The 25,537-nt window shown below is 35.0% G+C and carries 32 protein-coding genes and 1 pseudogene; 16 read left to right on the top strand and 17 right to left on the bottom strand.

What is annotated here, in order from left to right; genetic code table 11:
• Positions 1–199: 199 nt before the first annotated feature.
• Complete coding sequence (locus AC1DS7_RS16775) at positions 200–1,234, bottom strand: YdcF family protein (RefSeq protein WP_002129589.1); 1,035 nt, start codon at positions 1,232–1,234, stop codon at positions 200–202.
• A 744-nt stretch (positions 1,235–1,978) separates the two neighbouring features.
• Here AC1DS7_RS16775 and AC1DS7_RS16770 point away from each other — a divergent pair.
• Together AC1DS7_RS16770 and AC1DS7_RS16765 are read left to right on the top strand one after the other, a co-directional pair.
• On the top strand, positions 1,979–2,791 hold the full coding sequence (locus tag AC1DS7_RS16770; RefSeq protein WP_016102895.1) for an S-layer homology domain-containing protein: 813 nt from the start codon (positions 1,979–1,981) through the stop codon (positions 2,789–2,791).
• A gap of 84 nt (positions 2,792–2,875) precedes the next feature.
• A complete protein-coding gene (locus tag AC1DS7_RS16765; protein ID WP_002015747.1) occupies positions 2,876–3,109 on the top strand; it encodes a spore germination protein in 234 nt (77 codons plus the stop codon).
• A gap of 169 nt (positions 3,110–3,278) precedes the next feature.
• Here AC1DS7_RS16765 and cydB read toward each other — a convergent pair whose 3' ends face one another.
• Together cydB and cydA are read right to left on the bottom strand one after the other, a co-directional pair.
• A complete protein-coding gene (gene cydB / locus AC1DS7_RS16760; protein WP_002143508.1) occupies positions 3,279–4,307 on the bottom strand; it encodes a cytochrome d ubiquinol oxidase subunit II in 1,029 nt (342 codons plus the stop codon).
• Positions 4,297–5,646, bottom strand: coding sequence for a cytochrome ubiquinol oxidase subunit I (gene cydA, locus AC1DS7_RS16755; RefSeq protein ID WP_016102896.1), 1,350 nt, complete (start codon positions 5,644–5,646; stop codon positions 4,297–4,299). Before cydA ends, cydB begins: the two co-directional genes overlap by 11 nt.
• Before the next feature lie 224 nt (positions 5,647–5,870).
• Between cydA and AC1DS7_RS16750 the strand changes: the two genes are divergently transcribed.
• Positions 5,871–6,434, top strand: coding sequence for a beta-class carbonic anhydrase (locus AC1DS7_RS16750; protein WP_002015742.1), 564 nt, complete (start codon positions 5,871–5,873; stop codon positions 6,432–6,434).
• Here the strand turns inward: AC1DS7_RS16750 and yidD are convergent.
• The gene (gene yidD, locus AC1DS7_RS16745) at positions 6,431–6,667 is read right to left on the bottom strand and encodes a membrane protein insertion efficiency factor YidD (RefSeq protein ID WP_002112460.1); all 237 of its coding nucleotides are present in this window, start codon (positions 6,665–6,667) and stop codon (positions 6,431–6,433) included. The genes AC1DS7_RS16750 and yidD overlap by 4 nt on opposite strands.
• A gap of 128 nt (positions 6,668–6,795) precedes the next feature.
• Between yidD and luxS the strand changes: the two genes are divergently transcribed.
• From luxS to AC1DS7_RS16725, 4 genes are all read left to right on the top strand, one after another.
• Positions 6,796–7,269: an S-ribosylhomocysteine lyase LuxS gene (luxS, locus tag AC1DS7_RS16740; protein WP_001141371.1), complete on the top strand. Its 474-nt coding sequence runs from the start codon at positions 6,796–6,798 to the stop codon at positions 7,267–7,269.
• A 170-nt stretch (positions 7,270–7,439) separates the two neighbouring features.
• Complete coding sequence (locus AC1DS7_RS16735) at positions 7,440–8,201, top strand: MerR family transcriptional regulator (protein WP_002034457.1); 762 nt, start codon at positions 7,440–7,442, stop codon at positions 8,199–8,201.
• Complete coding sequence (locus AC1DS7_RS16730; protein ID WP_016102898.1) at positions 8,198–8,893, top strand: DMT family transporter; 696 nt, start codon at positions 8,198–8,200, stop codon at positions 8,891–8,893. The genes AC1DS7_RS16735 and AC1DS7_RS16730 overlap by 4 nt, the downstream gene beginning before the upstream one ends.
• Before the next feature lies 1 nt (position 8,894).
• Positions 8,895–9,209 (top strand): DMT family transporter, encoded by a 315-nt coding sequence (locus tag AC1DS7_RS16725; RefSeq protein ID WP_016102899.1) that lies wholly within the window; start codon positions 8,895–8,897, stop codon positions 9,207–9,209.
• 28 nt (positions 9,210–9,237) lie between these two features.
• Here the strand turns inward: AC1DS7_RS16725 and AC1DS7_RS16720 are convergent, their stop codons facing one another.
• The 6 genes and pseudogenes from AC1DS7_RS16720 to ytzI all read right to left on the bottom strand — a co-directional run bounded on the left by AC1DS7_RS16720 (position 9,238) and on the right by ytzI (position 10,939).
• Entirely contained in the window at positions 9,238–9,468 is a 231-nt protein-coding gene (locus AC1DS7_RS16720; RefSeq protein WP_476999118.1) for a YczI family protein, read from the bottom strand.
• A gap of 11 nt (positions 9,469–9,479) precedes the next feature.
• Positions 9,480–9,719, bottom strand: a pseudogene (locus tag AC1DS7_RS16715) (hypothetical protein).
• 29 nt (positions 9,720–9,748) lie between these two features.
• Positions 9,749–9,982, bottom strand: coding sequence for a hypothetical protein (locus AC1DS7_RS16710; RefSeq protein ID WP_016102901.1), 234 nt, complete (start codon positions 9,980–9,982; stop codon positions 9,749–9,751).
• A 340-nt stretch (positions 9,983–10,322) separates the two neighbouring features.
• Positions 10,323–10,553, bottom strand: coding sequence for a DUF3953 domain-containing protein (locus tag AC1DS7_RS16705; protein ID WP_002089156.1), 231 nt, complete (start codon positions 10,551–10,553; stop codon positions 10,323–10,325).
• Between the two features lie 13 nt (positions 10,554–10,566).
• On the bottom strand, positions 10,567–10,752 hold the full coding sequence (locus tag AC1DS7_RS16700) for a YczI family protein (protein WP_215588550.1): 186 nt from the start codon (positions 10,750–10,752) through the stop codon (positions 10,567–10,569).
• Positions 10,753–10,789: 37 nt separating this feature from the next.
• On the bottom strand, positions 10,790–10,939 hold the full coding sequence (gene ytzI, locus AC1DS7_RS16695) for a YtzI protein (protein WP_016095937.1): 150 nt from the start codon (positions 10,937–10,939) through the stop codon (positions 10,790–10,792).
• Positions 10,940–11,022: 83 nt separating this feature from the next.
• Here ytzI and AC1DS7_RS16690 point away from each other — a divergent pair, with 83 nt between their 5' ends.
• Complete coding sequence (locus AC1DS7_RS16690; protein ID WP_016102902.1) at positions 11,023–11,340, top strand: hypothetical protein; 318 nt, start codon at positions 11,023–11,025, stop codon at positions 11,338–11,340.
• Positions 11,341–11,424: 84 nt separating this feature from the next.
• Entirely contained in the window at positions 11,425–11,904 is a 480-nt protein-coding gene (mutTA, locus tag AC1DS7_RS16685; RefSeq protein ID WP_002015736.1) for an antimutator 8-oxo-(dGTP/GTP)ase, read from the top strand.
• Positions 11,905–12,100: 196 nt separating this feature from the next.
• Here the strand turns inward: mutTA and AC1DS7_RS16680 are convergent, their stop codons facing one another.
• The gene (locus AC1DS7_RS16680; protein ID WP_016102903.1) at positions 12,101–12,775 is read right to left on the bottom strand and encodes an HAD family hydrolase; all 675 of its coding nucleotides are present in this window, start codon (positions 12,773–12,775) and stop codon (positions 12,101–12,103) included.
• 93 nt (positions 12,776–12,868) lie between these two features.
• Between AC1DS7_RS16680 and AC1DS7_RS16675 the strand changes: the two genes are divergently transcribed.
• Together AC1DS7_RS16675 and AC1DS7_RS16670 are read left to right on the top strand one after the other, a co-directional pair.
• Positions 12,869–13,987 carry a hypothetical protein gene (locus tag AC1DS7_RS16675; protein WP_016102904.1) on the top strand — a complete coding sequence of 373 codons (1,119 nt, stop codon included), beginning with the start codon at positions 12,869–12,871 and terminating at the stop codon, positions 13,985–13,987.
• A gap of 226 nt (positions 13,988–14,213) precedes the next feature.
• Entirely contained in the window at positions 14,214–14,441 is a 228-nt protein-coding gene (locus AC1DS7_RS16670; protein WP_002129567.1) for a hypothetical protein, read from the top strand.
• Between the two features lie 34 nt (positions 14,442–14,475).
• Here the strand turns inward: AC1DS7_RS16670 and AC1DS7_RS16665 are convergent, their stop codons facing one another.
• From AC1DS7_RS16665 to AC1DS7_RS16655, 3 genes are read right to left on the bottom strand one after another with little or no spacing between them, the layout of a single operon-like run.
• Positions 14,476–15,282, bottom strand: coding sequence for an ABC transporter permease (locus AC1DS7_RS16665; protein WP_476999117.1), 807 nt, complete (start codon positions 15,280–15,282; stop codon positions 14,476–14,478).
• Positions 15,275–16,039, bottom strand: coding sequence for an ABC transporter ATP-binding protein (locus AC1DS7_RS16660; protein WP_002034467.1), 765 nt, complete (start codon positions 16,037–16,039; stop codon positions 15,275–15,277). The genes AC1DS7_RS16665 and AC1DS7_RS16660 overlap by 8 nt, the downstream gene beginning before the upstream one ends.
• 11 nt (positions 16,040–16,050) lie before the next feature.
• Entirely contained in the window at positions 16,051–17,058 is a 1,008-nt protein-coding gene (locus AC1DS7_RS16655; protein ID WP_016102907.1) for an ABC transporter substrate-binding protein, read from the bottom strand.
• Between the two features lie 120 nt (positions 17,059–17,178).
• Here AC1DS7_RS16655 and AC1DS7_RS16650 point away from each other — a divergent pair, with 120 nt between their 5' ends.
• From AC1DS7_RS16650 to AC1DS7_RS16640, 3 genes are all read left to right on the top strand, one after another.
• On the top strand, positions 17,179–17,475 hold the full coding sequence (locus tag AC1DS7_RS16650; RefSeq protein ID WP_016102908.1) for a DUF3986 family protein: 297 nt from the start codon (positions 17,179–17,181) through the stop codon (positions 17,473–17,475).
• 11 nt (positions 17,476–17,486) lie between these two features.
• A complete protein-coding gene (locus tag AC1DS7_RS16645) occupies positions 17,487–17,717 on the top strand; it encodes a hypothetical protein (protein WP_002034470.1) in 231 nt (76 codons plus the stop codon).
• Positions 17,718–17,908: 191 nt separating this feature from the next.
• The gene (locus AC1DS7_RS16640; RefSeq protein ID WP_016102909.1) at positions 17,909–18,511 is read left to right on the top strand and encodes a YwbE family protein; all 603 of its coding nucleotides are present in this window, start codon (positions 17,909–17,911) and stop codon (positions 18,509–18,511) included.
• A 41-nt stretch (positions 18,512–18,552) separates the two neighbouring features.
• Here the strand turns inward: AC1DS7_RS16640 and AC1DS7_RS16635 are convergent, their stop codons facing one another.
• Positions 18,553–19,806, bottom strand: coding sequence for a glycosyltransferase family 39 protein (locus AC1DS7_RS16635; protein WP_016102910.1), 1,254 nt, complete (start codon positions 19,804–19,806; stop codon positions 18,553–18,555).
• 291 nt (positions 19,807–20,097) lie between these two features.
• Here AC1DS7_RS16635 and AC1DS7_RS16630 point away from each other — a divergent pair, with 291 nt between their 5' ends.
• Together AC1DS7_RS16630 and AC1DS7_RS16625 are read left to right on the top strand one after the other, a co-directional pair.
• Positions 20,098–22,164 carry an LTA synthase family protein gene (locus AC1DS7_RS16630; RefSeq protein WP_476999116.1) on the top strand — a complete coding sequence of 689 codons (2,067 nt, stop codon included), beginning with the start codon at positions 20,098–20,100 and terminating at the stop codon, positions 22,162–22,164.
• A 152-nt stretch (positions 22,165–22,316) separates the two neighbouring features.
• The gene (locus AC1DS7_RS16625) at positions 22,317–22,601 is read left to right on the top strand and encodes an ABC transporter permease subunit (protein ID WP_350457433.1); all 285 of its coding nucleotides are present in this window, start codon (positions 22,317–22,319) and stop codon (positions 22,599–22,601) included.
• A 48-nt stretch (positions 22,602–22,649) separates the two neighbouring features.
• Here AC1DS7_RS16625 and AC1DS7_RS16620 read toward each other — a convergent pair whose 3' ends face one another.
• Positions 22,650–23,459, bottom strand: a complete 810-nt coding sequence (locus tag AC1DS7_RS16620) for an alpha/beta fold hydrolase (protein WP_002129555.1) — start codon at positions 23,457–23,459, stop codon at positions 22,650–22,652.
• Positions 23,460–23,480: 21 nt separating this feature from the next.
• Complete coding sequence (locus AC1DS7_RS16615; protein WP_060750079.1) at positions 23,481–25,508, bottom strand: catalase; 2,028 nt, start codon at positions 25,506–25,508, stop codon at positions 23,481–23,483.
• Positions 25,509–25,537 lie beyond the last annotated feature (29 nt).

Raw genomic sequence — 25,537 nt, 5'->3', positions numbered from 1 at the left:
ATTTCCTCGTTTCAAACTAGTTTCTTTTTCTTACATGTTTGCTAATCAGTTCGATTCATGCCTAACAACCATTTTAACATTATATTTGAAAAAATTCTCCTTTAATGGATGTATGCAGGGAATATTATCACCATAGTACCATTAAAATATTTTTGAAATTCGTATAAGAAATCCCATCCTTTTAAAGGATGGGATGTTGTTAAGAAAGTATAAAACTAACGACTGTTAGGAATAAAGCGAAACCTAAAATAGTTCCACATATTTTCATATGGCGCTTACGCCCCATAACGACAATTGCGACATATTCGCGAATCATTGCATTAGGCCAGTAATAAAAGGCTGTTTTTGATCCGATTCCTTGGCTATTAAGGCCAGCTTGTCTTGCATATATGCCAGCACGGAAAAGATGGAAATTATTCGTTGTAAAAATACTTTTATACTTACCTTCTGGTTTTAAAGAATCCATAATTTCTTTAGAGAACGACATGTTTTGATATGTGTTTACAGAACGATTTTCTTGTACCGTATGTTCAAGCGGAATGCCTTTTTCAACAGCATAATTTTGCATCGCTTCTGCTTCCGGAAGACCTTCATCAGGCCCTTGCCCACCAGAGAAAATGATTGTTGGTGGTGTATTCACAGCGGCTTGCTTCCAATAAAAGTCGATTGCTTTATTAATGCGACTTGCAAGTAAGGGTGGCACTTTGTCATTAATTAAGCCGCTACCAAGAACGATGATGAAATCTTGATTACGTCTCGGTCTATTGAATTGGTATAGAAAATAAGCGCTTAAGAAGTTAGATAAATGTATAAAGAAATACATAGTTACAAGAGAAATAGCAGCAAAAATAAATTGAAAATGCTCTGAGAATAAACTTGCTGGATTTATGATAGGGATTAGTATACAGAATAAAATCCCTAAAGCAGCAATTAAAGTTAAAGAGTTTGTAAAGCGTCTTCCTTCACGCCTCATCAAGATTCTCGCATTAAGAAATAGTCCAAACATTAGAGCAACGATGCCAAAAGGTATCATGAAAAGTAGAGCTAACATGGGTAGAATAACGATGAAATGTAAAGTGTTACTACCAGATGCAAACGAGGCGATTGCACAAAATAATAGAAATGAACAGAAAAAGGCATTAAATAAAAAGCCATTTATTATTTTTCGTGGATCTTTTAAGTAAGAGATAAGAAAAATAATAAACAATATAAGAGGAATGATTCCGAAAAACATAAATATAGTACACCTCAATTTGTATAATGTTTTATTGCATCCTTAATATTACATGATTTTGAAGATGTTGATAAAAAAATAACGATTTCGAATTTTCTCAACAATCGATATAGTTAAATATGGTAAAATGTATTCAAAGTGATATATTAAAAGTAAAATGGTTGAAGAGGCACTCTGTGGAGTGTCTTTTTCTTTTTGGTATGTAATTATGCATATTATGTTTATTTTCAAGGGAAGAGGATTAAAATATAAGTTGTGATACACGCTATAAAGCAGAATTTTATATTAATATTTACCTCTACTCTTTTTGTACCTAACAATCTTGTAACAATTCATGATTCTGTTTTCTAGTGTGTGTTTACAAAAAGCGGGATGGGGTATATATAAACAGGGGAAAGGACGTCTTCTTGAAAGGCGTCTTTTTGTTTCTTAGTATAGATAATTTCCACTATTAACGTAGTGCAAACTATCTATACTAAACATTAGCAATCTTCCGTATAAAGATTATCAATTTACTATATATTCCAGTGGTGTTAAGCTACATATGAAAGGCTTTCTTTTTCAAAATATTACCCCTAATAAATTTTGAAAGAGTCAACTGTCTCCAAAATTGCCATTTGTGCTTAGCAAAAAAAGAATCCTTCGGGGTTCTTTTTTTGTATTCGACAGAATATGACAAAATGAATTTATATAATTTGTTATATTGTTAAATGGTTATTATGGAAAAGAGAAGGAGACTTAAGTATGGGATTTAAAAAATTACTTTTAACAGGTGCAATTGTTGCAACTACAGCATTTACTTCAATCGGGACAGCGCAGGCAAGTACTCAGTTTAAAGATGTTCCAAACAATCATTGGGCTTATAAGGCAATTATGGATTTAGCAAATAAAAACATTGTTGCTGGATATGGAAATGGGATTTTTGGATTTGGTGATGATGTAACTCGTGAGCAAGTTGCAGCCCTTATGTTCCGTCAATTAAAGCCAGCAGTAAAAGAACAGTATAATAATCCGTATAAAGATGTTACTGATCGTTCGACTCAGTTTAAAAAAGAGATTCTTGCTTTAACAGAGATCGGTGTATTCGCTGGAGATGACACAGGGAACTTTAGGCCGAAAGATTCGTTAACTCGCGATGAAATGGCACAAATTTTAACAAAAGGGTTTCGATTGCAAATTAGAGGGGATCATAATTTCCCGGATGTAGATAGAAATGGATGGGCGAATCCTGCGATTACTGCAGTTAAATCAAATTATATTACAGCTGGAACTGGTGATGGTAAATTCGCACCTAGAATGCATGTAAGTCGTGAGCAATATGTTCAGTTCTTATATAACGCGACATTACCACTTGAAGAAAGACCAGGAGCAAGACAAGAACAACCACAACCAGAGGTGAAGCCGGAACAAAAGCCAGAACCAAAACGCTTTGCTAACTGTAAAGAAGCAAATGATGCTGGAGTTTACGATATTACAAGAGATAGTCCGTATTACGGTAAGCATTTAGATCGTGATGGCGATGGAATTGCTTGTGAGAGAAAGAAGAGCGGTAAATAAGAAAAAAGCACTCAGCCTGAGTGCTTTTTTCTTATTCACACATGCTATTTTTTTAGGCGATTCTCATAGAATGGGAGTAACGAAATGAAAGTAGGTGATAAAATGCCAGCTATTGTGGAAGGGGTTATTATTGAGAACTGTAATGGGACAATTAACTTAGGTGATAAATATAACGTACATCCAATTGAAAAAACGAAAGCTTATAATGGATCGGGATCTTCAAATACCGGATTAAATGTGAGGACATTCAGTGGTATTAGTACGGCAGATGTAACGGATAACGATGTGTATGACCAAGTAATTCAATCTACGTTATAATTTTTATATGTAAAATTGCATAAAATGATGTGCTTGCCCTGTGATACAATTTAGTTGTGAGCTGTTAGTGATTCTTCTTTATCATAGTTGTTAGATTAGAAATGTAACATCTTATCGAAAATCATACGTAAAATAAAAAAGACACTTCGCTCGAAGTGTCTTTTTTATTTTAGTGATATCCTTTAGCAGAGTCTTTATGAATTTTATTTTTAAATATGCTGTAGCTCCAAAGCTGATATCCAATAACGATTGGTACCATGACGATTGCAACGAAGAACATAATTTTTAAATTTAATTGACTACCAGCTGCGTTGTATAACGTTGTACTATAAGCGTCGTTAATACGAGATGGTAACATTCTTGGGAACATACCTGCAAAACCAGTTGTCATAAACATTGCGATTGTTAAGCAAACGAATGTGAATGCAAGGCCGATTTTATGTTTGTACACCATAATAAGTGTGAGTACACTCATTAACATTGCAAGTACTGGAAGAATGAATAGTACAGGATATTCCGTGAAGTTTTGGAATAAATTTGTACGATTTGCAGTTGCGACATAGAAGATAGCTAAAATGATAGCAGCTGCCATTGAAAATGGTCTTACAATTTTATAAGCACGATCAGATACTTCGCCAGTTGTTTTAATCATAATCCAAAGGGCACCAGATACGACGAATATAGCAGTGAAGAAAAGACCGCCTAAAATACCATAATGGTTTAGTAAGCTAAGTAAAGTTCCTTCATAACCATCTTTTCCGATTTGCAGCCCGTAATACAGGTTAGCGAATGTAACACCGAATAAGAAGGCGATTAGGAAACTACCAATTGTAAATGCCCATTTACAAGTTTTTTGCCAAATTGGTGAATCGTCTTTATGCATAAATTCAAGTCCAGCGGCACGAGCAAATAGTGCAAGTAATACTAAAAATAGTGGTGTATATAGGTAGCTAAACATATTTGCATATGTGACTGGAAAGGCAGCAAATGTTGCACCACCAGCTGTAATTAACCATACTTCATTACCACCCCAGAACGGGCCGATAGCTTCTTGTAATTGATTTCGTTCTTGTCGGTCTTTCGCAACGAATGGGAAAATCATTCCGTTACCGAGTGCGTAGCCATCAAGAATGAAGTACACTGTCCAAATTACGCCCCATAAACCGAACCAGATAATTGCAAGCATATCATGAGACATGAGCCGCACCTCCTTCAGTAGCAGGTTCTTCTAATGCAGCGGGTCCTTTTTTCGCGAACTTCAGCATTAAGTATACGTCTGCAATTAAGAGTAAAGTGTAGAACAATATTAAACTAATTAATGAGAACCAAATTTGTGGAACTGATATAGGTGACACGGATTCTGCTGTACGCATTAGTTTATAAACTGTCCACGGTTGACGACCTACTTCAGCGACAATCCAGCCAGCATTAATTGCAATATATGGAAGTGAAACAGACCACATTGTAATTTTTAAATAACGTTTTGAGTTTTCTAGTTTTCCTTTTCGGTTTAAATAGAAACCGTACCAAGTTAATGCCATAAAGAACATGCCAAGTGCAACCATTAAGCGGAAGCTATAGTACACGAGGTTAACATTTGGACGATCTTCTTTTGGAATATCTTTTAAACCAACAATTTCTCCATCAAATGAGTTTGTATAGAAGAAACTTCCGAGCTTTGGAATAGTAAGTAGTTCAAAGTTTTTTTCATTTTTCACATCAGGAATTTGAATGATTGAGAAGCCTTGTCCTTTTCCGGTTTCCCAAACAGCTTCCATCGCAGCTCCTTTTGCTGGTTGATATTTAGCAGCTGATACACCGGATTGATGGCCCATAAATGGTGTAATTGTTGCGGCGAATAAACCTAATATTAAACCAAATTTAAATGATTTTTTGAAGAATTCCACTTCGTTTTTACGTAGTAAGTGATATGCACTAATTGCCATAACGAAGAAAGCACCGACAATATAACAACCAATTACAGTGTGGAAGAACATATTCCATGCATATGGATTTGTAACAAGTGCCCAGAAGTCATTTAATTCAGCGCGGCCGTTACGTACTACGTACCCAACAGGATTTTGCATGAATCCGTTTGCAGTAATAATCCAAAGGGCAGAAATATTTGTTCCAAGTGCAACCATCCACATACAGAAAGCACGGAATTTTGGTGAGATTTTGTCTTTACCGAATAACCATATTCCCATGAAAGTAGATTCTAAGAAGAAGGCAACGAGTGCTTCGATTGCGAGAGGTGATCCGAAAATATCCCCCATATATTTGGAGTACTCAGACCAGTTTGTTCCAAATTGGAATTCCATCGTAATCCCAGTTATAATCCCCATTACGAAGTTAATTGTAAAAAGTTTTCCCCAGAAATTTGCCATTTTGCGGTATGTTGGATTCAATGTGCGGGCGTATTGAGTTTCCATACATGCTACTAAAATAACAAGTCCGATTGTCAAAGGTACAAATAAAAAGTGATAAAAAATAGTAATTGCAAATTGAAAACGACTTAGTAACAGAACGTCGGACATAATAAATATTCACTCCTTTTTTACATTATCTACAATCAGTTTATAGTGAAAAAACGTTTAAAGTATGTGAGACTTGTTACAAAGGTGTGTGTATATTTTGAAAGAATTATGTCGATTATCTGAAAATATCCTATTTTTACTATAAAGCAATATCCTTTTTGAGTTTTTCAAATTTTGGTACACTACATATGTAATGTAAATGAGAGAAAAGAGGGTTCTTTACTATGAAGTCATTAGAAGAGATTTTACAATACAATGAAAAATTCGTTGAAGAGAAAAAATACGAAGAGTATGAAACAGGAAAATTTCCAAATAAAAAAATGGTAATTATCTCTTGTATGGATACTCGTCTTGTTGAATTATTACCGAAAGCAATGAATATGCGTAACGGTGATGTGAAAATTATTAAAGTAGCAGGCGCTGTTATTTCACATCCATTCGGAAGTATTATGCGTAGTATTTTAGTCGCTGTATATGAGCTTGGAGCTGATGAAGTATGTGTTGTCGGTCATCATGATTGTGGTATGGCAAAAATTCAAGCAAGCAGTACAATTGAAAAAATGAAAGAGCGCGGCGTAACAGAAGAGAAATTAGATACACTTCGTTATTCTGGAATCGATTTAGAAAGATTCTTACAAGGGTTCTCTAGTGTAGAAGAAAGTGTAGAACATAGTGTGTCAATACTCCGCAACCATCCGTTACTTCCGGAAGAAGTACCTGTTCACGGTCTTGTTATAGATCCTGACACAGGAAAATTAGATTTAGTTGTAAATGGTTACGACAATTAAGAATTTACTTTGTCATCCTTTTTATCTGGGACAGGATCAAATCCTCCTGGATGGAAAGGGTGACATTTTAATATACGCTTACATGTAAGCCAAAATCCTTTGAAGGCACCGTGTTTTTGAAACGCTTCTAATCCATAATGAGAGCAAGTCGGATGAAAGCGGCACGTTGGCGGTGTCATCGGAGAAATGAACTTTTGATAAAAGCGTATAATACCGATAAAAATCTGTTTCATAATGGTCTCCTTTTCAGCATAGTCTTAAAGTATTATAGCACGACAGTACATAATTCTTTACTAATGTCGATTTCCGTTATATCATATTGGATATAACGGAATTAAATTAAAAGCGGGAGAGATGTTGTATGCCATCAGTAGAAAGCTTTGAATTAGACCATACGATTGTAAAGGCGCCTTATGTAAGACATTGCGGAGTTCACAACGTAGGTAGCGACGGTATTGTAAATAAATTTGATATTCGTTTTTGCCAACCGAATAAACAAGCAATGAAACCAGATGTTATTCATACGTTAGAACATTTATTAGCATTTAATTTACGTAAATATATTGATCGTTATCCGCATTTTGATATTATCGATATTTCACCAATGGGTTGCCAAACAGGATATTATCTTGTAGTAAGCGGAACACCAACAGTTCGAGAAATCATTGATTTATTAGAACTAACATTAAAAGATGCGGTTCAAATTACAGAAATTCCAGCTGCAAATGAAACACAATGTGGCCAAGCGAAGCTTCACGACTTAGAAGGAGCACAACGCTTAATGAACTTCTGGCTAAGCCAAGATAAAGATGAACTTGAGAAAGTGTTTGGATAAAGTGATACTTTAATCAGTGGGTGAGAGTCTTATTGCCTACAAATAAAAAAACTGCCTGTGAAAGGGCAGTTTTTTTATTTGTAGAAATGTATGTTATGAAGAGTATTGACTTTAACGTATACGTCAAAGTTTATAGTAGGGATAAATAAAGTAAGTAAAGGGAGGAAATGATGGATAAGTATAGCATTGGCGAAATTTCAAAAGAAACGAATGTAACGACGAGAACACTTAGATATTATGAGGAAATTGGATTATTAAAACCGTCGTACGTTGCCGAGTCAGGATATCGTTACTATTCAAAAGATGATGTAATTACATTGCAACAAATAACAACGTTTAAAAAGCTTGGTTTTAAGCTTTCGGAAATAAAAAAAGTGTTAAAAGAGGAAAAGGGAAATTCAGAAGAAAGATGGAAAAGTGCAATTCAAAATGAGATTCGAACAATACAAGCAGAAGTAAAAAGATTACAGGACTTAGAAAAACTATTATATACAACATTTCATTCCATTGAATTAACAGGGGAGCTTAAAACAGAGGATTTAATGTTATTTATAAAATCCGTACAGGGAATTGATCAGAGGGAGAAATTTTGGAAAAGGTATTTTAATGAGGAAGAGCAGCAGATTATTCAGGGCTTACCAACATTTGAAGAAAACGATAAAAGAACGAAAGAGTGGTTGCAAGTATTAAGAGAAATTCGTGAGCGTATAAATGAACCAGTAGATTCACCAGAAGTTCAACAATTGGCGGAAAAAGTAGTGGATTTTTCCATGCACGTATTTCAAGAGGATGAACAATTAATAAATAAGTATTGGGAATTAATTAGACCTGAAGAGGGGGAGATTGCAAAAGTATATGGACTTGATTCGGAAACAATGGAGTATATAGATGAAATGGTAGAGTATTATTTGAAAAAGGAGGAAGATAAATGACAGCTATGCAAAAAGAGAAGCTATATGGAAAGGAGCACGCACGATTAGAGCGGCAATACTTTTATAAACATGTGGGCATTTTCATTCTTGCGCAGCTTTTATTTATTTTTGTAATAGGGCTTGTACCAGCTCAAGAGTTACCAAGTGGATCTTATATTCTTCATATGAAAGAATGGATTTTGAATAAACAAATAGGCTTTTATAAAAATGCAACTGTTAATACCATTATCAGTGTTTGGACATCGGTGCTCATTATTCATTTTATTTGGGCGATGTCGTATATCTTTTTTCCGAAAAAGAAACGTAGTTCGCTAAAGCAAGAAACACGACAAGAGGTAAAAGAAGAAGTGAAAAAGAAAAAGGAGATTAGTACAAATAGGGCGTGGCTGTATTTAGTATTTGGAGGCTTAATTGAAATATATTGGGCAACAGGATTAAAAACAAATTCGATGAGCATTTTGACACTTATTGCAATTTTAGTTAGTTTTCATCTATTAATTGAAGCAACTAAAAGAATCCCAATTGGAACGGCATATGCAGTATTTACTGGAATTGGGACAGTGGGAACGATAGTAGTAGATATTTTATATTTTAAAGAGCCATTTTCGTTTATTAAAATTTTCCTTGTTTGTTTATTAGCACTATTTATTATCGGATTGAAATTTAGTGGCGACAAGGAAGAGGTGAAATAAAATGGCGTGGATGTATTTAATTATAGCTGGGCTTTTTGAAATTGTCGGTGTAATTGGGATAAAGAAAGTAGCAAAAGATAATAATTGGACGAATAATATTATTTTAATAGGTGGATTTATTATTAGTTTTCAATTTTTAACGATGGCGCTCCAAGAAATTCAGTTATCAATTGCATATGCAGTTTGGACTGGAATTGGGACGCTCGGTGCAGCAGTTGTCGGTATTTTATTCTTTCAAGAGCCGAAAAATGCTTTTCGGATTATTTGTATCGTTGGGATTATGGGGACGATTATTGGATTGAAAGTAGTGAGTTAAAGAAGAGCAAAATCTGCTCTTCTTTTTTTTATGATAGTATACTAGACGCTCCAACATATAAAAAAGCGGCAGAACCGAGAAAATAAACAAATGCTTTTGCTTTTTGCCGCTCTTTTATTTCATCAATTCCAAAAAGGATAAACATAATACTTAAAAGGATAAATACGAATGGTAAAAGCATAGGGAAGTTTGAAAAGAGGCTAAATAGGGCGAGAATAAGAGCGATAGTCGCTATTATAATTCGAATGTTTTTTAACATGAAATCCTCCTTTAGAAGAACAGTATAAATGGAATGACAAAAATAATGGTAAACATACTTAAACCGATGCTAATAGCTCCAATTTGCTTTTACTGCTTTTGAATCGTCTCAATTCCTACTAAAATACCATACAAACTAAAGAGAAACAAAATGGTAGGTGAAAAGATTTGAAAGTTCATTGTAAATGTACTGTATAAACATAGAATCAAAGTAATAAAAACGATAATTAGTTGTATTTGTTTTATGTGCATTTTAGCCCCTTTTAAGTAGAAAGAGTTAGTTACCTGGAGATAATAATTATAATAGCGACGATTAAAGTAAATACGCCAGAAAAGAAGGAGAGTGTACTATGTACTTTCTTTCCTTTCTGTTTTTCTTCTGCGCTCATGATGAAACTCATAACAGATAAGGAGATAAACATATAGGGCATCGTACCAAGCGGGTTTGTAGATATTCCATATAGAGCGAGAGAGATGACAATAAGAGCGGATATGATGCGAAATATTTTTAGCATACTACCACCTATCTTCTTGTAGTTTTAAATTAGCCTTCAATGTAATAATAGTTCGTAGTTGGTATTTAAAGTTTCATTCTACATGTAACGAAGGTAGTTCGATATTACAATGAAGAGCATAAGAATAGAAACGAAAAAATGCGAGATACCCATTGATTTTCTTCCGGATTTCAGTTCATTAATTCCTAGAAGAATAAAGAAACAACTGAGAGCAAATTGCATGTATGGGAGAAGTGTGAAATTATCGGTAGCAAGAGAATAAGTGCAAAGAGAGATTGTGAGAAGCATGAAAAAATAGCGTATTCCAGTTAGCATCGAATTCCTCCTTTAAAGAGACTATTTATCGAAATATTTCTGAGAAGCCAAGAAATAAAGCAACAGCTCCTGCTAACAGAGCAAGTATGCTACCACCTTTTTGCTGTTTTAAGATTTCCTCTATACTAATAATGAAAGCCATCCCCCCTAAAAAGATGAACATATAAGGCATGATTTCCCTATTACCAGTAAAAAAGCTATAGATTGCTATAGATAAAGCAATAAGTGATAAAGTAATCCGTAATCCTTTCAGCATAAAAGACCCTCCTCTATTTTATGTAGGTAATGATGAGAACAATCCAAGAGAATGCTCCAGCAACAATGCAAATAAATCCGGTTCCTGAATCCTTCTTTTTTATTTGCTCAATTGCGATGAGAAACATTAAAGCTCCTAATAGAAATTGTGAAAGTGGTAGAAAGTTATTTTGACCTGTATAGAGCCCAATTGCCGACATAATTATCACAGTGAGTGCGAGTGCGATGCGAAGTATACTATGATTCCTCCTTATTATTTTTCGAGTAAGGGTTATCTTCGGGCTTATCAACAGAATGTTTATATGCGTAGCCTTTATTAATCGTCATAACGGAGAGTACTAATACGATCAGTACGATTATAATGCCGATAATTAATATTTTGAGCATGAAATCCCTCCTTTTCTTTATTTTACATAATTTTGTAATTGATGAAAACAATAGAAATTAAAAGGATGAAAGAAGGGTGTTACATGGAGAATAAAAAAACATATTATATATCAGTTGGAAATGGTCAAATTTCGCAAGTGAAGACGGCGGATACGTATAATTTTGAAATTTATGCAAATGACGAAGAGATTACGGAATTAAGAGAGTATTTTGATCAAGCGCATGAAGAGGACTTAGGTTCGTATGTACGCTCCCACGTTCCATTCGTTGAGTATCATCACGATTCGAATAATGATCGATATGATGAACAACTACAAAAAGCATATAAAATGATTTATGATCTAGGGAATCATGAAACGAAAGAATTAGTCGCACAAATGGGAATAATCAATGGATTGTAATTGGATAATATTATGCAGAAAAGCGAGAATATGCTACAATTTGTGGTAGGAAAAACTTGTAATCATCAATAGGGGAGTAATGGCATGTACAAATTTAAAGATTATTACCACAACACTGTACAATTATCGTTTGAACGTTACCCATTTTCTCCTGAGCCAAAGCATGTTTGGGTTGTATGCCGGTACGGGGATCAATGGTTATTAACGCATCATTTACGCCGTGGTCTTGAATTTCCAGGTGGTAAAGTAGAACTCGGGGAAACACCGGAAGAAGCGGCAGTTCGAGAAGTTCATGAGGAAACCGGCGGCATAGTTTCTGATTTAACTTACTTAGGGCAATACAAAGTATCCGGAAAAGACAAAATAATCATTAAAAACATTTATTTTGCAACAATTAGTGCGGTAGAGCAACATACGCATTACGAAGAAACGAAAGGGTCTGTTTTATTAAAAGACATTCCTGATAATATTAAAACTGATAGAAAATTTAGCTTTATTATGCGCGATGATGTATTAGCGCGTACGATGAAACATATAGAAGAAATCGGCTGTTTTACGAAGTAAAGTGGCCGGTTTCTTTTTTTGATTAAATACCCAAAAAAGGTGTGAATATATCTTTACTTTTAGGGAGGCATTTGGGAATGAAAGTATCCACTTACTATTGTCACTTTTTGTCGGTAAATCGATATATTTCAAAAATCGCTGATATATTTGGAGTTGCGGTCGATATATTCGAAAAATCGCTGATATAATTTATTTATTATTGTATTGTTTTTCTCTCCGCCCCTAAAAACGAAAGCACCTCCAACAAATCATCCACCACACGTGAATGTTCAAAGTCACCCCAAAATAAATCTCTCTTCCAAACGCCAAGAATGCCTATTTGTTCAGCTCCTATTACGTCATTTTCTGGATGGTCTCCAACGTAAAGGCATTCTTCTGCTTTTACGTTTAGCTTTTGTAAAGCACGTTCGAAAATCTCAGGGTGAGGCTTTTTAATTCCTTCCGCTTCTGAAACAAGAATCGTGTTTGTATACGTATGTATGTTTAGTGCTCGAAGGTTGTTCATTTGAAAATCAGTAAAGCCGTTTGTAATAATACCGATTTTAATGTTTCGCTGAGTTAGTTGTTGAAGTAATTCATGCATGTTTTGGAAAGGAATACAATGATGTTGGAAGTTTGTAATGTAGTCGTGCAGCAGTTGCTCTTGCGTTAAAGTGGTAATGTTGTATTCGCAAAGGAGAGTGGAATATACCTTATCTTTCCACGTGTAACCATTATTGTCGAGTTCGAGAAAACGAGAGCAATACTCGAATTTTTCTATGTTTATCAAATGAAAGGCGAAGCGATTATATTGATCGCGAATAAATTGCTCTAGAGATTGGCGACGATCTAATAGTGTTCCATCTAAGTCAAATAAGATTGCTCGAATCATGGGAAACCTCCATACAGCTTTTATAATTAATTATCGCATATTCGTTAAAAAATGATTATGATATTTTTGTAGAATGGAATAATGGAGGTGCGTATGAAGAAACTGTATGGCAAGTTAATGTGTTTTATGATTTCAACGGGCTTAGTAGCTGGATGTGATATGTCGGAGCAAACTTCGAAAAGAGAGAAAAAAGATGTGTGCGAAACGACAGAAGAATGCACACAAATAGGTGATAAAACACTTCAAAAAGTATATAAAAAGATAGATGGACTTTCAGAACTTGAAGTACTAGAGGATTATGATTTAGAAGGACATTCAAGTAACGATATGAAAGAAGCAGAAATGAAAAAAAAGGATGATGAAAATTATTTCTTTTTAGCTTCTTATTATATCGATGGTGATGAAATTGTAGATCCTTATTTCGATAAACTAGATCGCAAACGATTGAATAAGGCTTTTGCGGAGGATAAGGACGCGAAAGAAGAAGTATTAAAGCAACGTCAAGATAGGGATTATCATGAATCGTTATGGGAGATGTATAGCACGCTTATTCCTGCTAAGTATCGCACTGACATAAAAGAGTTTGATATGGTAACAGATGGATACGATGGAATTGTGGCTCATGTTATGCCGAGTATGGAGTATCCGAAAGAGTGGACCATTAGTTTAGATACGCTTGATTCTGCAGTAAATATCGATCAAGTGATGAAAACATTAATACATGAGACGGCTCACGTATTAACGCTGGGACATAAACAAATACCAGTAAATGAAAAGTACTTAAAGGCTTTTGAAGAAGATAAAGATATTTCATCATACCAAAATAAATGTAAATCTCTTTTCTTACAAGAAGGATGTGCGAAGGAGAGCTCTTATATAAATCAATTTTATAATTCTTTCTGGAAACCAATTGACCAGGAGTGGACAGAAAAGAAAGTGGAAGAAAGCGAAGAAGCTCAAATTGAATTTTTTAAGGAAAAGCATGGTGAGTTTGTTTCACTGTATGGGACGACAAATGTGGCAGAGGATATTGCGGATACATTTACAGCGTTTATTTTACAAGATTCAAAAAAGGTGAAAGAAGGAACAGAATTAAAATATAAAAAAATTATCTTCTTCTATCAATTCCCCGAGCTTGTAAAAATGAGAGCGGAAGTGTTAGCGGGATTATATGATGTTTCGAAAACGATAGAACAACCAAGTGGACACTAATGCGAATTATGTGTTCGATATATTTTAGCCAAGGGAAAACGTGAAGAATTATAGTTCTTTGCGTTTCTTTATGTTGATAAAATTGAAAATTCTGTCTTTTTTTAAAAAAGAAGAAGGAACTGAATCATTAAAATAGAATTAGTATAAAAACGTCACAAATTAGACACAATTATAATGCGCATAGTATAGGGGCTATAAGTTTACTCTCGAGGAGGTAATGAAACGTATGAAAACGATTCTTGCTGTTGCTGGTCTCATTTGGGTAATGTCTCACGGTTTTCCGATTTTTGAAGGAGAGCAAATTCGTAGTGCATTAAATAAAGAGTTTAATGATTATCATATTATTGATCGAAAAGATAATGTCGTTACGGTGCGTGTGAAAGATTGTTTCCATACAGTTACGGTTGCTAATGGGAATATTGCAGACGATTCGAAAATGTGTGATAAAAGGTAAGAGAAAGAAGCTGACTCTAGCATATCGCTCTAAGTCAGCTTTTTTTTCGTTTTCCAATAAGGAGTTTTTCAAATGCCTCGACAAATACATACATAAGAGTTGCGAGGACGCAAGTGAGCATTACACTGAGCAAGACGAGTGTGAAGTTAAAGACTTGGAATCCATAGCTAATTAAATAGCCAAGTCCTTGTTTAGAAACGAGGAGTTCCCCGAAAATAACACCGACCCATGATAAGCCAACATTTACTTTTAACGTTGAAATAATTGCAGGGAAAGATGAAGGGAGAATAACGTGCTTATAGCATTGCCATTTATTTGCGCCGAATGTGTCCATGACCTTAATATAGTTGGAATCGACTTCTTGAAATGCGCTGTAAATAACGAGAATGGTAATGATGATAGAGATGATTACCCCCATTGCGATAGAGGATGAAATATTTGGACCGAAAATAACAATGATGATTGGACCGAGTGCGACTTTTGGCATTGCATTTAGGACGACGAGATAAGGATCAAGTACGCGGGCCAAAAGTGGCATCCACCAAAGGAGAGTAGCAATAATAGCTCCAAGTACAGTTCCGAGAATAAAACCCACTCCTGTTTCAAGTAATGTCGTCCATATGTGGACCCAAAGTGAACCGTCAATCCATTTCGTTAAAAAGAGATCCCAAATACTTGAAGGAGAACTAAAGAGTAAAGGATCAATCCATTCTTTTTTACTAGCTATTTCCCATAGTGCAAAGAAAAGAACAAGAAGTACAAGCTGTAAAAAGCGAGCTAACCATGCATGTTGTCTTTCTTTTTTTCGAAACTGTTCATGTAGTTGTTTTATATTATCCAAGTCGTTCCAGCTCCTTCCATATTTCTTGGAAGAGGGATGGGAAGTCATGGTGGTGGCGTGCTTCTAACGGCGATAAGGAACGGATACTTTCTGGGACGATGAATGTTTTTGCGATTTTTCCAGGGTTTGCCTGCAGTAAATAAATACGATCACTCATCGCAATTGCTTCTTCAATATCATGTGTCACAAGTAGGGATGTTTTCTTATAGTTACGTAGTAATGTGAAGACGAGATCTTCTAGTTTTAATTTTGTTTGATAATCAAGAGCGGAAAATGGTTCATCTAACAATAAAATTTTTGGGTCGGTCGCTAATGTTCGAACGAGTGCAGCACGTTGGCGCATACCACCGGATAGTTCACGAGGGTATTGCTGTTCTATATCATATAGGCCGACTTGTTTTAAAAGCTTTAATGTATGTTCTTTCGTATTTTCATCATAAACCTTCCGAATATGAAGTCCGAGCATAATATTTTCTTCAATTGTTTTCCAAGGAAACAAGTAATCTTGCTGGAGCATATAGCCCATAGAGGGGGTCTTAGTTGTAATCGGTTCACCATCTAAAAATACGATACCTTCAATTGGATCAAGTAGCCCTGCGATGATGGAGAGGAGCGTTGTTTTTCCGCAACCACTTGGACCAAGGATTGAAATAAATTCGCCTTCTTCTACTTGCAAACTCATATCTTCAAGAATAAGTTTGGCATTTTCTTTTGCAAAAAAGCAGTGAGAAACGTTACGTATTTGTAAAAAGCTCATACACTTCGCCTCTATTTCTTAATAACGCTTTCGGCAATTTTTGTATTGACGAGCGCTTCATGTGGAACTTCTTTTTGTAATTCACCAGATTCTTTCATAATCGTTTGGAGTTGTTTCCATTCTGCATCATCTAATAATGGATTTGTCGCATATGAATGTTGTTTTTTGTAGCGTTCAATTACTTTTACTGAAATGTCTTTTGAAGTGTCTTTAAATAGTGGTGAAACGGCATCGGCAATCTCTTCTGGACTATGTGTATCAACCCATTGCTGCGCTTTATATAGTGCGCGCGTGAATTTTTCTGCAGCAGCTTTATCTTTCTTTAAGAAACTTTCTTTTGCCATAAACGTTGTATAAGGGACAGTACCAGATTCAGCTCCGAAAGACGCGACGATATAACCTTTTCCTTCTTTTTCAAGTATACTTGCAGTCGGTTCAAAGAGCTGTACAAATTCTCCCGTACCAGATGCAAAGGCATTTGCAATATTAGCAAACTCGATATTTTGAATTAAGTTCGTATCTTTGCGAGGGTCAATGCCATTTTTCTTTAAAACGTATTCACCAACCATTTGCGGCATGCCGCCTTTACGCTGTCCTAAAAACGTAACGCCTTTTACGTCGTTCCAATTAAAAGAGTCTAATTTTTTACGGGAAACTAAAAATGTGCCATCTGTTTGTGTAAGCTGCGCAAAATTAATGACAGGATCTTTTGCTCCTTGTTGATGAACATAAATAGACGTTTCTGAACCAACGAGAGCAATATCAATTCCGCCAGATAAAAGGGCGGTCATCGTTTTATCTCCGCCAGCTGTTGTTTGTAAGTCAATATTTAAGCCTTCATCTTTAAAAAATCCTTTTTCAATCCCAACATATAATGGTGCGTAGAAAAGAGAGTGTGTAACTTCGCCAACGCGAATTTTTTGAGCTTGTTCTTTCGTACTTTCCTTTGTACTACTACAAGCAGCGAATGTGAAAACAGCTAATAACATGATGCAAAAAACGGTTATTAATTTTTTCACTATATGACACCTCCTAGAAGTCAATCTACAAGCATAATATGTAGGTAAGTGCCCATATGTGAGTATAGATAGCAGGAATTTTTCGGGTAATAAAGAAGTACAAATATAAGGGGTGATAAAATGGATTACGAATACGATGATAGCGTACATTTACATCTTGATTATTTCGGAACTGAATGTGATATGGAATCGATTGCTTATAAGAGGAAGCATGAAGACGTGTGGGATGTGTATTTTAATTTTGGAGTATACGGTCTTCAGAAAGAGGAGATAGAGACAGGTCGGTTTATGGACAAATATGCTGGTTATTACGTTTTTTCTGTACATGCTCGTGATTTGAGCTGGGAGTTTGGAAGTGCTCAGTTTGAGGAATGGGTTTTGAAGAACCATATAGTAGAAAGAACGCTTCAAAAATAGGGAGGAATTTTGTGTTTGAATTTCTCATCTTATTGCTTATTTGTGTAATTGGAATTTACATCATGCAAGTGCTCACTTACCGATTCGCAAAGAAAAATATTCATAAATATAAGGAAATGAAATGGATTCATATGTGGCTAGACATGACTATGAAAAAGGGTCCGAGATTAGATTTGTTTGATTTTGTACTTATAGTAATCGTAAGTATCATATGGAAAATATGGATGCTTCCTCTTGTATAGTAAACATGCTAATCATCGTATCCTAATAAATAACGAAAAGAACCTGTCATATGACAGGTTCTTTTCTATTTGTAGCATGTAGTGTTACATGGAAAATCCAATGTATACGACAAATTACGACAAAGGGGTTTATACATATTTGTTATTCTATTAAAGGTCATTATTTGTAATGTATATAGGAGGATTTTTTAATGTTAAAGAAATTATTATTATTTTTACTTATGAGCTTATGTGTAGTGGTTTTAACAGCTTGTAAAGATGAAGAGGAAAAGCTGAAAGCATCGGAAGAACAGAAAATAGATGAGAAGAAAGTTGAAGAAGATAAGAAGGTAGAAGAGCAGCAAAGAGTAGAAGAAGAAAAACGTAAGCAAGAAGAGCAACAAAAAGTAGAAGAAGAAAAACGTAAGCAAGAAGAGCAACAAAAAGTAGAAGAAGAAAAACGTAAGCAAGAAGAGCAGCAAAGAGTAGAAGAAGAGAAACGTAAGCAAGAAGAGCAGCAAAGAGTAGAGCAAGAAAAACGTAAGCAAGAAGAGCAACAGAAGGCTCAGCAACAACAGTCTGCACAACAAGAGAGAACACAAAAACAAGAAAAAACAACAGAAGCAACAGGTGGGAAACCGACAAGATCACAAATTTCGGTTGGTTCACATGTAGTTATTCAATTGGATAAAGATTATAGTAAAACAGTGAGTGGTGTTGTGAAAGATATTTTAACAAACACAGAAACACATACGTACGGAATTAAAGTTCGATTACAAGATGGACAAATTGGCCGTGTTCAAAGTGTTGGATAAATAAAAAAGAGGTCGTCCAAAAATGGACGACCTCTTTTTTATTATGCTTGGCTAGTGCGGAAAAATGGAAGCTTCTGCACAGCGTAAACTAACCCATATGCAAGAATTAAGCACATAAGAGGGTTAATGAAAAATCCGTAGCGATTAATTGCTAAGAATAAGTTTGAGAAGATGATGTAAATAACAGAACTTGCTACTAGCATCATAACGCGTTTATGTTTAAATGAATTTAGCATGCAGAAGAAACTGCTCAAGAATGTGCCTATGATGAAGACTTTATGACACATTTGCATAAATTTATGAATATGGTATTGGTCTACAGCAGGAGCTGTTTTGAATAATTCAATTGTTTTACCAACAGTGAACCACGAGAACCAATATGTGAAGTCCGTTTTAAATCCATTTTTGATTAAATCTTTTGCGTATGCATTTTTATCTTCTAAACCCTGGGCCTTCATTTGATTAACTACATTTTCATAGCCGATTTTGTTAAATGGATCCGCACCGGCAATTAATGGGTCCGCACCTTGGGTTGAGAATAAAATAAATTGATTGAACGCTAAATAGTTACGAACAACCCAGGCACCGATAATAAAGAACGGGCCAATGAGCCATAATAATCCAATTCGAATTGAGTCTTTAAATCCATATGTGAACAAGACGACAAGAACAGGAATGAGCATCATTGGAGCTGGATTTGGACGGAACATAAGTAAAATGGAAACGACAATTCCGAACCATATATGGAATTTCACTTTATTATATTTCCATGCGAGAACAAATACATATACACTTAACGTTAATAAGAATATTGAAGGAACTTCGGTTAATAACGTACGGAAGTATGTATAGTTACTTGGATAAATAGCATATAAAATACTTGCGACAATTCCATAAATATTCTTTTCAAATAACTCTTTTCCTATTAAGAATACTAATAACACTGTGCAAAGGTTCAGTATCATATTAATGACGGTTGCCACGTAATAGTAAGGAAGTGATGTAACATCAGAAATAATCATAGCGCCAGCTAATAATAGTGGCTGACCTGGTGTGATGTATGCATTTTTTCCAGGAACTTCACTAGGCTCCAAATAAACATATCCAAAGACACCGTGTTTTAATAGCTGTTCAGCTGTTAACGAATAGTTGAACGCATCATATGCACCATATGTTACTTTGACTACTTCTCCATTTAATCCTGGCTGTTTTACTAGACAAAAAACATGCAACAGGAAAGAAAGCGCCAAAATTACATATACCGCTTTAGGCAAATTTTTAAACTTATTTAACAAAAATGAGCATCTCCCTTTTTATTATTTCTTTCGTATTTTCATGATAAAACCATATTAGTATTAAGGTTTTCCAAAACATAGTTATTATATCATAAAGTGGAATGAAGGAATTTAGTTTTTTAAGAATGAATAGTTGGTATTCCAAAATTTAACTGTTGATTAAGGGAGAATTAAGAAACTACAGTTATAGTAGAATCCAGTGTGAAGACGAAATGCATGAAGTATGTTATCTTAATAGAAACTGTTTTTACGGTGCGGGGTGAAATTAATAAACAGAAAAGAGGGAATGAATTGAGGGGTAATTTTTCATTTCATCAGCCAAGAAGAAGTATATTAATTTCAGCGATGTTAAGTGGCCTAGTAACCCTATATGTAATACCAACACTTTTCTTGATTTTAAAATATTTTAGTTTAGATGCGATGAAAGATATGTTAAATCAAAAAATTGTTTTAAGTATAATGATAATTTTGATGTGGGTTGTACTACTATATGTTGCGTATTTAAATAAAGGTATAGTTAATAAATTTAAACCGATTATTCGGATTTATATTAGAACTTTTTTAGTAGCTCATGCGGTTACTTTTCTTTTTATTTTTATGCAAAATAATATGAATCTCGTAAATACACTGAATTGGATTTACAATTATAACGCACAGTTTATATTTAGTTTAATTGTAATTTATGCGATATATGTTTTGGTGTATAATGTGCTTGGGAAAGTTTTTTTGAGTACTATTTTGACAAGCATTTTGCTAATCATTTTGGCTATTGTAAATCACTTCAAAATTGTTTTTAGGGGAGACCCACTATATCCTTCTGATTTTACACAGATTGGACATATGCAATCTGTTATACCGATGGTGATGGATTATTTTAGTTGGGGTTATATTCTTCTCGTTATTGTAAGTGTTGTTGTCTGTATTTTGGCGGGTATGTATGTGAGGAAGTATATTCAAAATGTAAAAGTTCATGCAGGCGTACGAGTTCTATTTATAATAGGATCCGTTTTTATTTTATATGTGTATGGTAATTTTACGGATACGTTTTTGAATAAATGGTTTCAAAAGTCAGGTATAGAGTTCATTTTGTGGAATCAAAATGAAAATTATGCTTCAAATGGTTTTGTGCTAGGATTTATAAGTAATTTAGATACGACAGTCATTGAAAAGCCGAAAGATTATTCAAAAGAAAATATGCTTCAAATAGCAAACGATATAAAGAAACAATATAGTAGCAATATAGGGGCGCAGAAGCAAAAAGAGAAACCGAATATTATTTTTGTAATGAGTGAATCGTTTTGGGATCCAACGAAGTTAACGAACCTGTCCTTTAGTGAAGATCCTTTACCTAATTTGCATCATTATATAGAAAGTTTTCCTGGTGGACAAACTATTTCTCCTGCATTTGGAGGAAATACTGMGAACGTTGAATTTGAGGTATTAACGAGTTATTCAATGAGTTTGTTAAAACCAGGATCTATACCGTATCAGCAAGTTGTTACAAATAAGAAAGAAATTCCATCAATTCCTCGAGCTTTGAAAAAAGAAGGGTATTATACAAGTGCAATTCATTCGTTCGGTCGCTCATTCTTTAAACGGGATGATGTATATAAAGTGTTAGGGTTTGATAAGTTTAATGCACAAGATACGATGGAAAATGTAGAAGTTGATGGAGATTATATTAGCGATTTATCTATGAGTAAAGAGATAATAGCTGAATTAGAGAAGCAAAAGAAACCTACGTTTGTTCATGCAGTTACGATGCAAAATCATTTTCCATTTACAGAAGGAAGATTTGGTGAAAATCAAATAGAGATTAGTGGATTAGAAAATGAAGAGTCGAAGGCTGAATTAGAGACTTATACAGAAGGGTTAAGACGTTCAGATGAAGCTCTTCAATATTTAATAGAGGAGCTAGATAATTTAGATAGACCTACATTATTAGTATTCTTTGGGGACCATCTCCCATCACTAGGAACAAATAAATCTCTTTATAAAGAGACTGGTTATATAACAAATGAAAAAACGCCAAGTGAACGATTAGCGATGGCGCAAACGCCGTTATTAATGTATGCAAATTTTGATATGCCAAATGACAATTTAGGTTTAGTAAGTCCAATCTATTTTTCAAATCTTGTCTTTGATTATGCTGGATTAAATAAGGTACCATTCTATCAATTTTTATCGAAGTTATATGGAGAAATTCCCGTACTTCGTGATGAATTGAAGATAGGAAAAGACGGAGAAGCAATAAAAAGTTTAACAGAAAAACAAAAAGAAATGTTAAAGCAATATGAGTTTATTCAATATGACTTACTCATCGGAAAGCAATATAGTAAGGATATATTATTTAAATAGGCGACAAAAAAGAACTTGTATACGATACAAGTTCTTTTTTCATAGTATTTAACGGGATAATCAGACAAGCTAGGTTTAGGGAGTATTACTTGTACATTTAGTATAAATTAAAATAGAGTCGTTTTAATAATTGATTTGTGAGAAGTGTGTGAATTTTTCATCTAGTATATAATTGGACAATTTGTTTAATTTTAATAGAATCAGTTCCAGATTTATTATTAGTTTTTAGTTTACAATTATTTGTTGTGTGGATTTATAAACAAACAGGATTTCGAGTGGTTAGTATTTATGCGTTTAACGATGAGCATGTTTATTTTTTATCTATTCTTTGTATGACAATTGTTCCAACTCTTCATTTTTTCCGCATTATCGTTTTATTTTTAATGGAAGAGAAGAATAAGTCATATGTGGAATTTGCTCGTGCAAAAGGTAGTTAAGAAAAAGAATTTGCCGTAAGGGCAAATTCTTTTTTTACTGTAAAGGAACTATGAATTTAAAAATTTTATCAGTTCCTTATTTAATTCATCCGCTTGATCGATTGGAGAGCCGTGGCCACTATTTGTAAGAGGATATAGTTCAGAGTTTTTAATTCGCTCTTTTGTTAGCTCAGCACTTTTATAAGGGATGAGTTGGTCGTGAACACCGTGGAATATTTTTGTTGGGACGTTAATTTTACTTAAGTCTTTCGTTACGTCTTCGTTTGCAGCAGCTTGCAAAATTTTGATGAGAGCATAAGAAGCGGACTGCATACCGAGATAAGAAAACCATTCTAACGTGGCAGCTCCTAAGTTTCTATTAAAAAATGATAAAGATACATCACTTAGAAACTTAGGTAAATTTACATACATTTGAGCAATCAGAGCATCTGCTTGTTCTTTCGGTACGCCGTAAGGGGATTCTTGGTTTTTCACGAAAGAAGGAGAGACAGCATCCACTAATGCAAGTTTGGAAATACGACGCCCATTATATCGTGACATATACCGAATAGAGAGAGCGCCACCGACTGAGAAGCCGACTAACGTAGCATTTTCTATTTGAAGTGCATCTAATACAATTGCGATATCATCAGCTAAACGATCATAAGTGTAACCAGTCCATGGTTTATCAGACTGTCCGTTTCCTCGTATATCCATGGCGATGCAGCGGAAACCATGTTGTGGTAAGATATTAAATTGATATTGGTACATTTGATGATTTAAAGGCCAGCCATGAACGAAGAAGACAGGTTTACTTCCAGGGCCTGGGTTAATATCCTCAACAAAAATGTGTACATCTTTTTCCACTGTAACGAACATGACGTATCCTCCTCATGTATTTTAATAGGCTCTTTCCCAAAATCGCTGTTTTGTCATTGCCTGAATAAATTCATTCGCAAGTAAGGTAGGATTTTGTTCTGTTATAACGCCAGGTTTTCCTTCGATGTTTAAAGATTGAACAATAGTAGTTCCATTTTGGAAAGCGCCAATTGGCTTAAAGTGATTATACGATTCTACGACGAATGAACTTGCCTTGTTAAGAAAATGATCATTAATATTTCCGCCAATAAGAAGTAGCCCATCATAAAGAAGTGGTGATCCTGTTAAGAAAGTATCATTCACTTCCCACTGTCCATTTTGAGAGCCTTGCACAAAACCTAATCGTTCGGAAATAATAACGGGCTGAAGACCGGCTTGTTTGAATTGATTTATAATATATTGTGCGTTTTGACCGTCATATCCGTTTGCGACAATGACGCCTACTCGTAATGTATTTGGGCTGAATGTTGTATGTTCCATACTTAGTGCTGGTGAGGATTTTGTAACATTTGATTCTTGAACATTTGGCACTGTTGCCCCGACTGCTTCAGCTACTAAAGTAGCTAATTCTGTACTTATATGACCAATCATACCTACGACTTGTTGGCGAACTGATTTACTTTTTACTTTTCCTAATTCAAAGGAAAAGGCCTGCATAATATGGATTTTTTCGACGTGGCTCATACTATTCCAAAATAAACGGGCTTGTGAGAAATGGTCTTTAAAACTAGCGGCTGTTTCTCTTGTTTTATGTCCAGAAACAGTAGAAGGATATGTAACGAAACCGCCTTTCGTACCAGGTACAGTAAAGGGAGAGTTATTAGCTAAAGAGTTATTATGGTAAGCGACTTTTCCTTTATCAATTATATATTTAGACGCACCATCTCTTTGATTGTTATGAAAAGGACATACCGGACGATTAATCGGTAACTCTTGATAGTTTGTACCGACGCGTGCTAATTGTGTATCTGTATAAGAAAATAGTCTACCTTGTAAGAGAGGATCATTTGTAAAATCGATACCGCGGACGATGCTTCCAGGGTGCAGTGCGACTTGTTCTGTTTCCGCAAATACGTTATCAACGTTTCGGTTTAACGTCATTTTTCCGATGATCTTAACAGGGAAGTCTTCTTCCGGCCAAATTTTTGTTGCATCTAATATATCGAAATCGTATTTAAATTCATCCTCTTCTTCTAAAATTTGAACGCCAAGTTCGTACTCAGGGTAGTTTCCGGCATTAATATTTTCCCATAAATCACGGCGATGATAATCTGGATCAGCGCCGCCTAGTTTTTGAGCTTCATCCCAAATTAACGAGTGAACGCCAAGCTTTGGCTTCCAGTGGAATTTTACGAATCGTGACTTCCCATGTTTATTAACTAAACGAAATGTATGAACGCCGAACCCTTGCATCATTCGAAAACTTCTCGGAATTGCGCGATCCGACATAATCCACATCATCATCGCAGCTGATTCTTGATTATTGGCGATAAAGTCCCAAAAAGTATCGTGTGCTGTTTGTCCTTGGGGAATCTCATTATGTGGCTCTGGTTTAAGAGCATGAATAAGATCCGGAAATTTAATACCATCTTGAATGAAGAAAATCGGAATGTTATTACCCACTAAATCGAAATTTCCTTCCTCTGTATAAAACTTAACAGCGAATCCTCGTACATCTCGGTTCGTTTCATTCGCACCTTTTGATCCAGCAACTTCAGAAAAACGAATAAAAATAGGTGTCTTTTTAGATGGGTCTTGTAAAAAATGAGCCATTGTTAAGTCTTCTAAAGAATCATATAGCTCAAAAACACCATGTGCTCCGTAACCGCGGGCATGAACGACTCTTTCAGGAATTCGTTCACGGTCAAAATGAGCGAGTTTTTCTCGCATCAGGAAATCTTCTAAAAGTGTAGGACCACGATCGCCGGCGGTTAAAGAGTTTTCATCATTTGAAATTTTGACACCCGTATTCGTTGTCATCTCTTTTCCTTCATTGTTTTTCGTAAAGGATTGTAACTGTTCTATCTTCTTATTTTCACGACCGTCCATATAAAGCACCTCCCATATTATACGTATTA

The sequence above is a fragment of the Bacillus sp. P4_E1 genome (assembly GCF_056401715.1).
The sequence above is the reverse complement of the archived record's forward strand: the minus strand, read 5'-3'. Positions and strand labels throughout refer to the sequence as shown.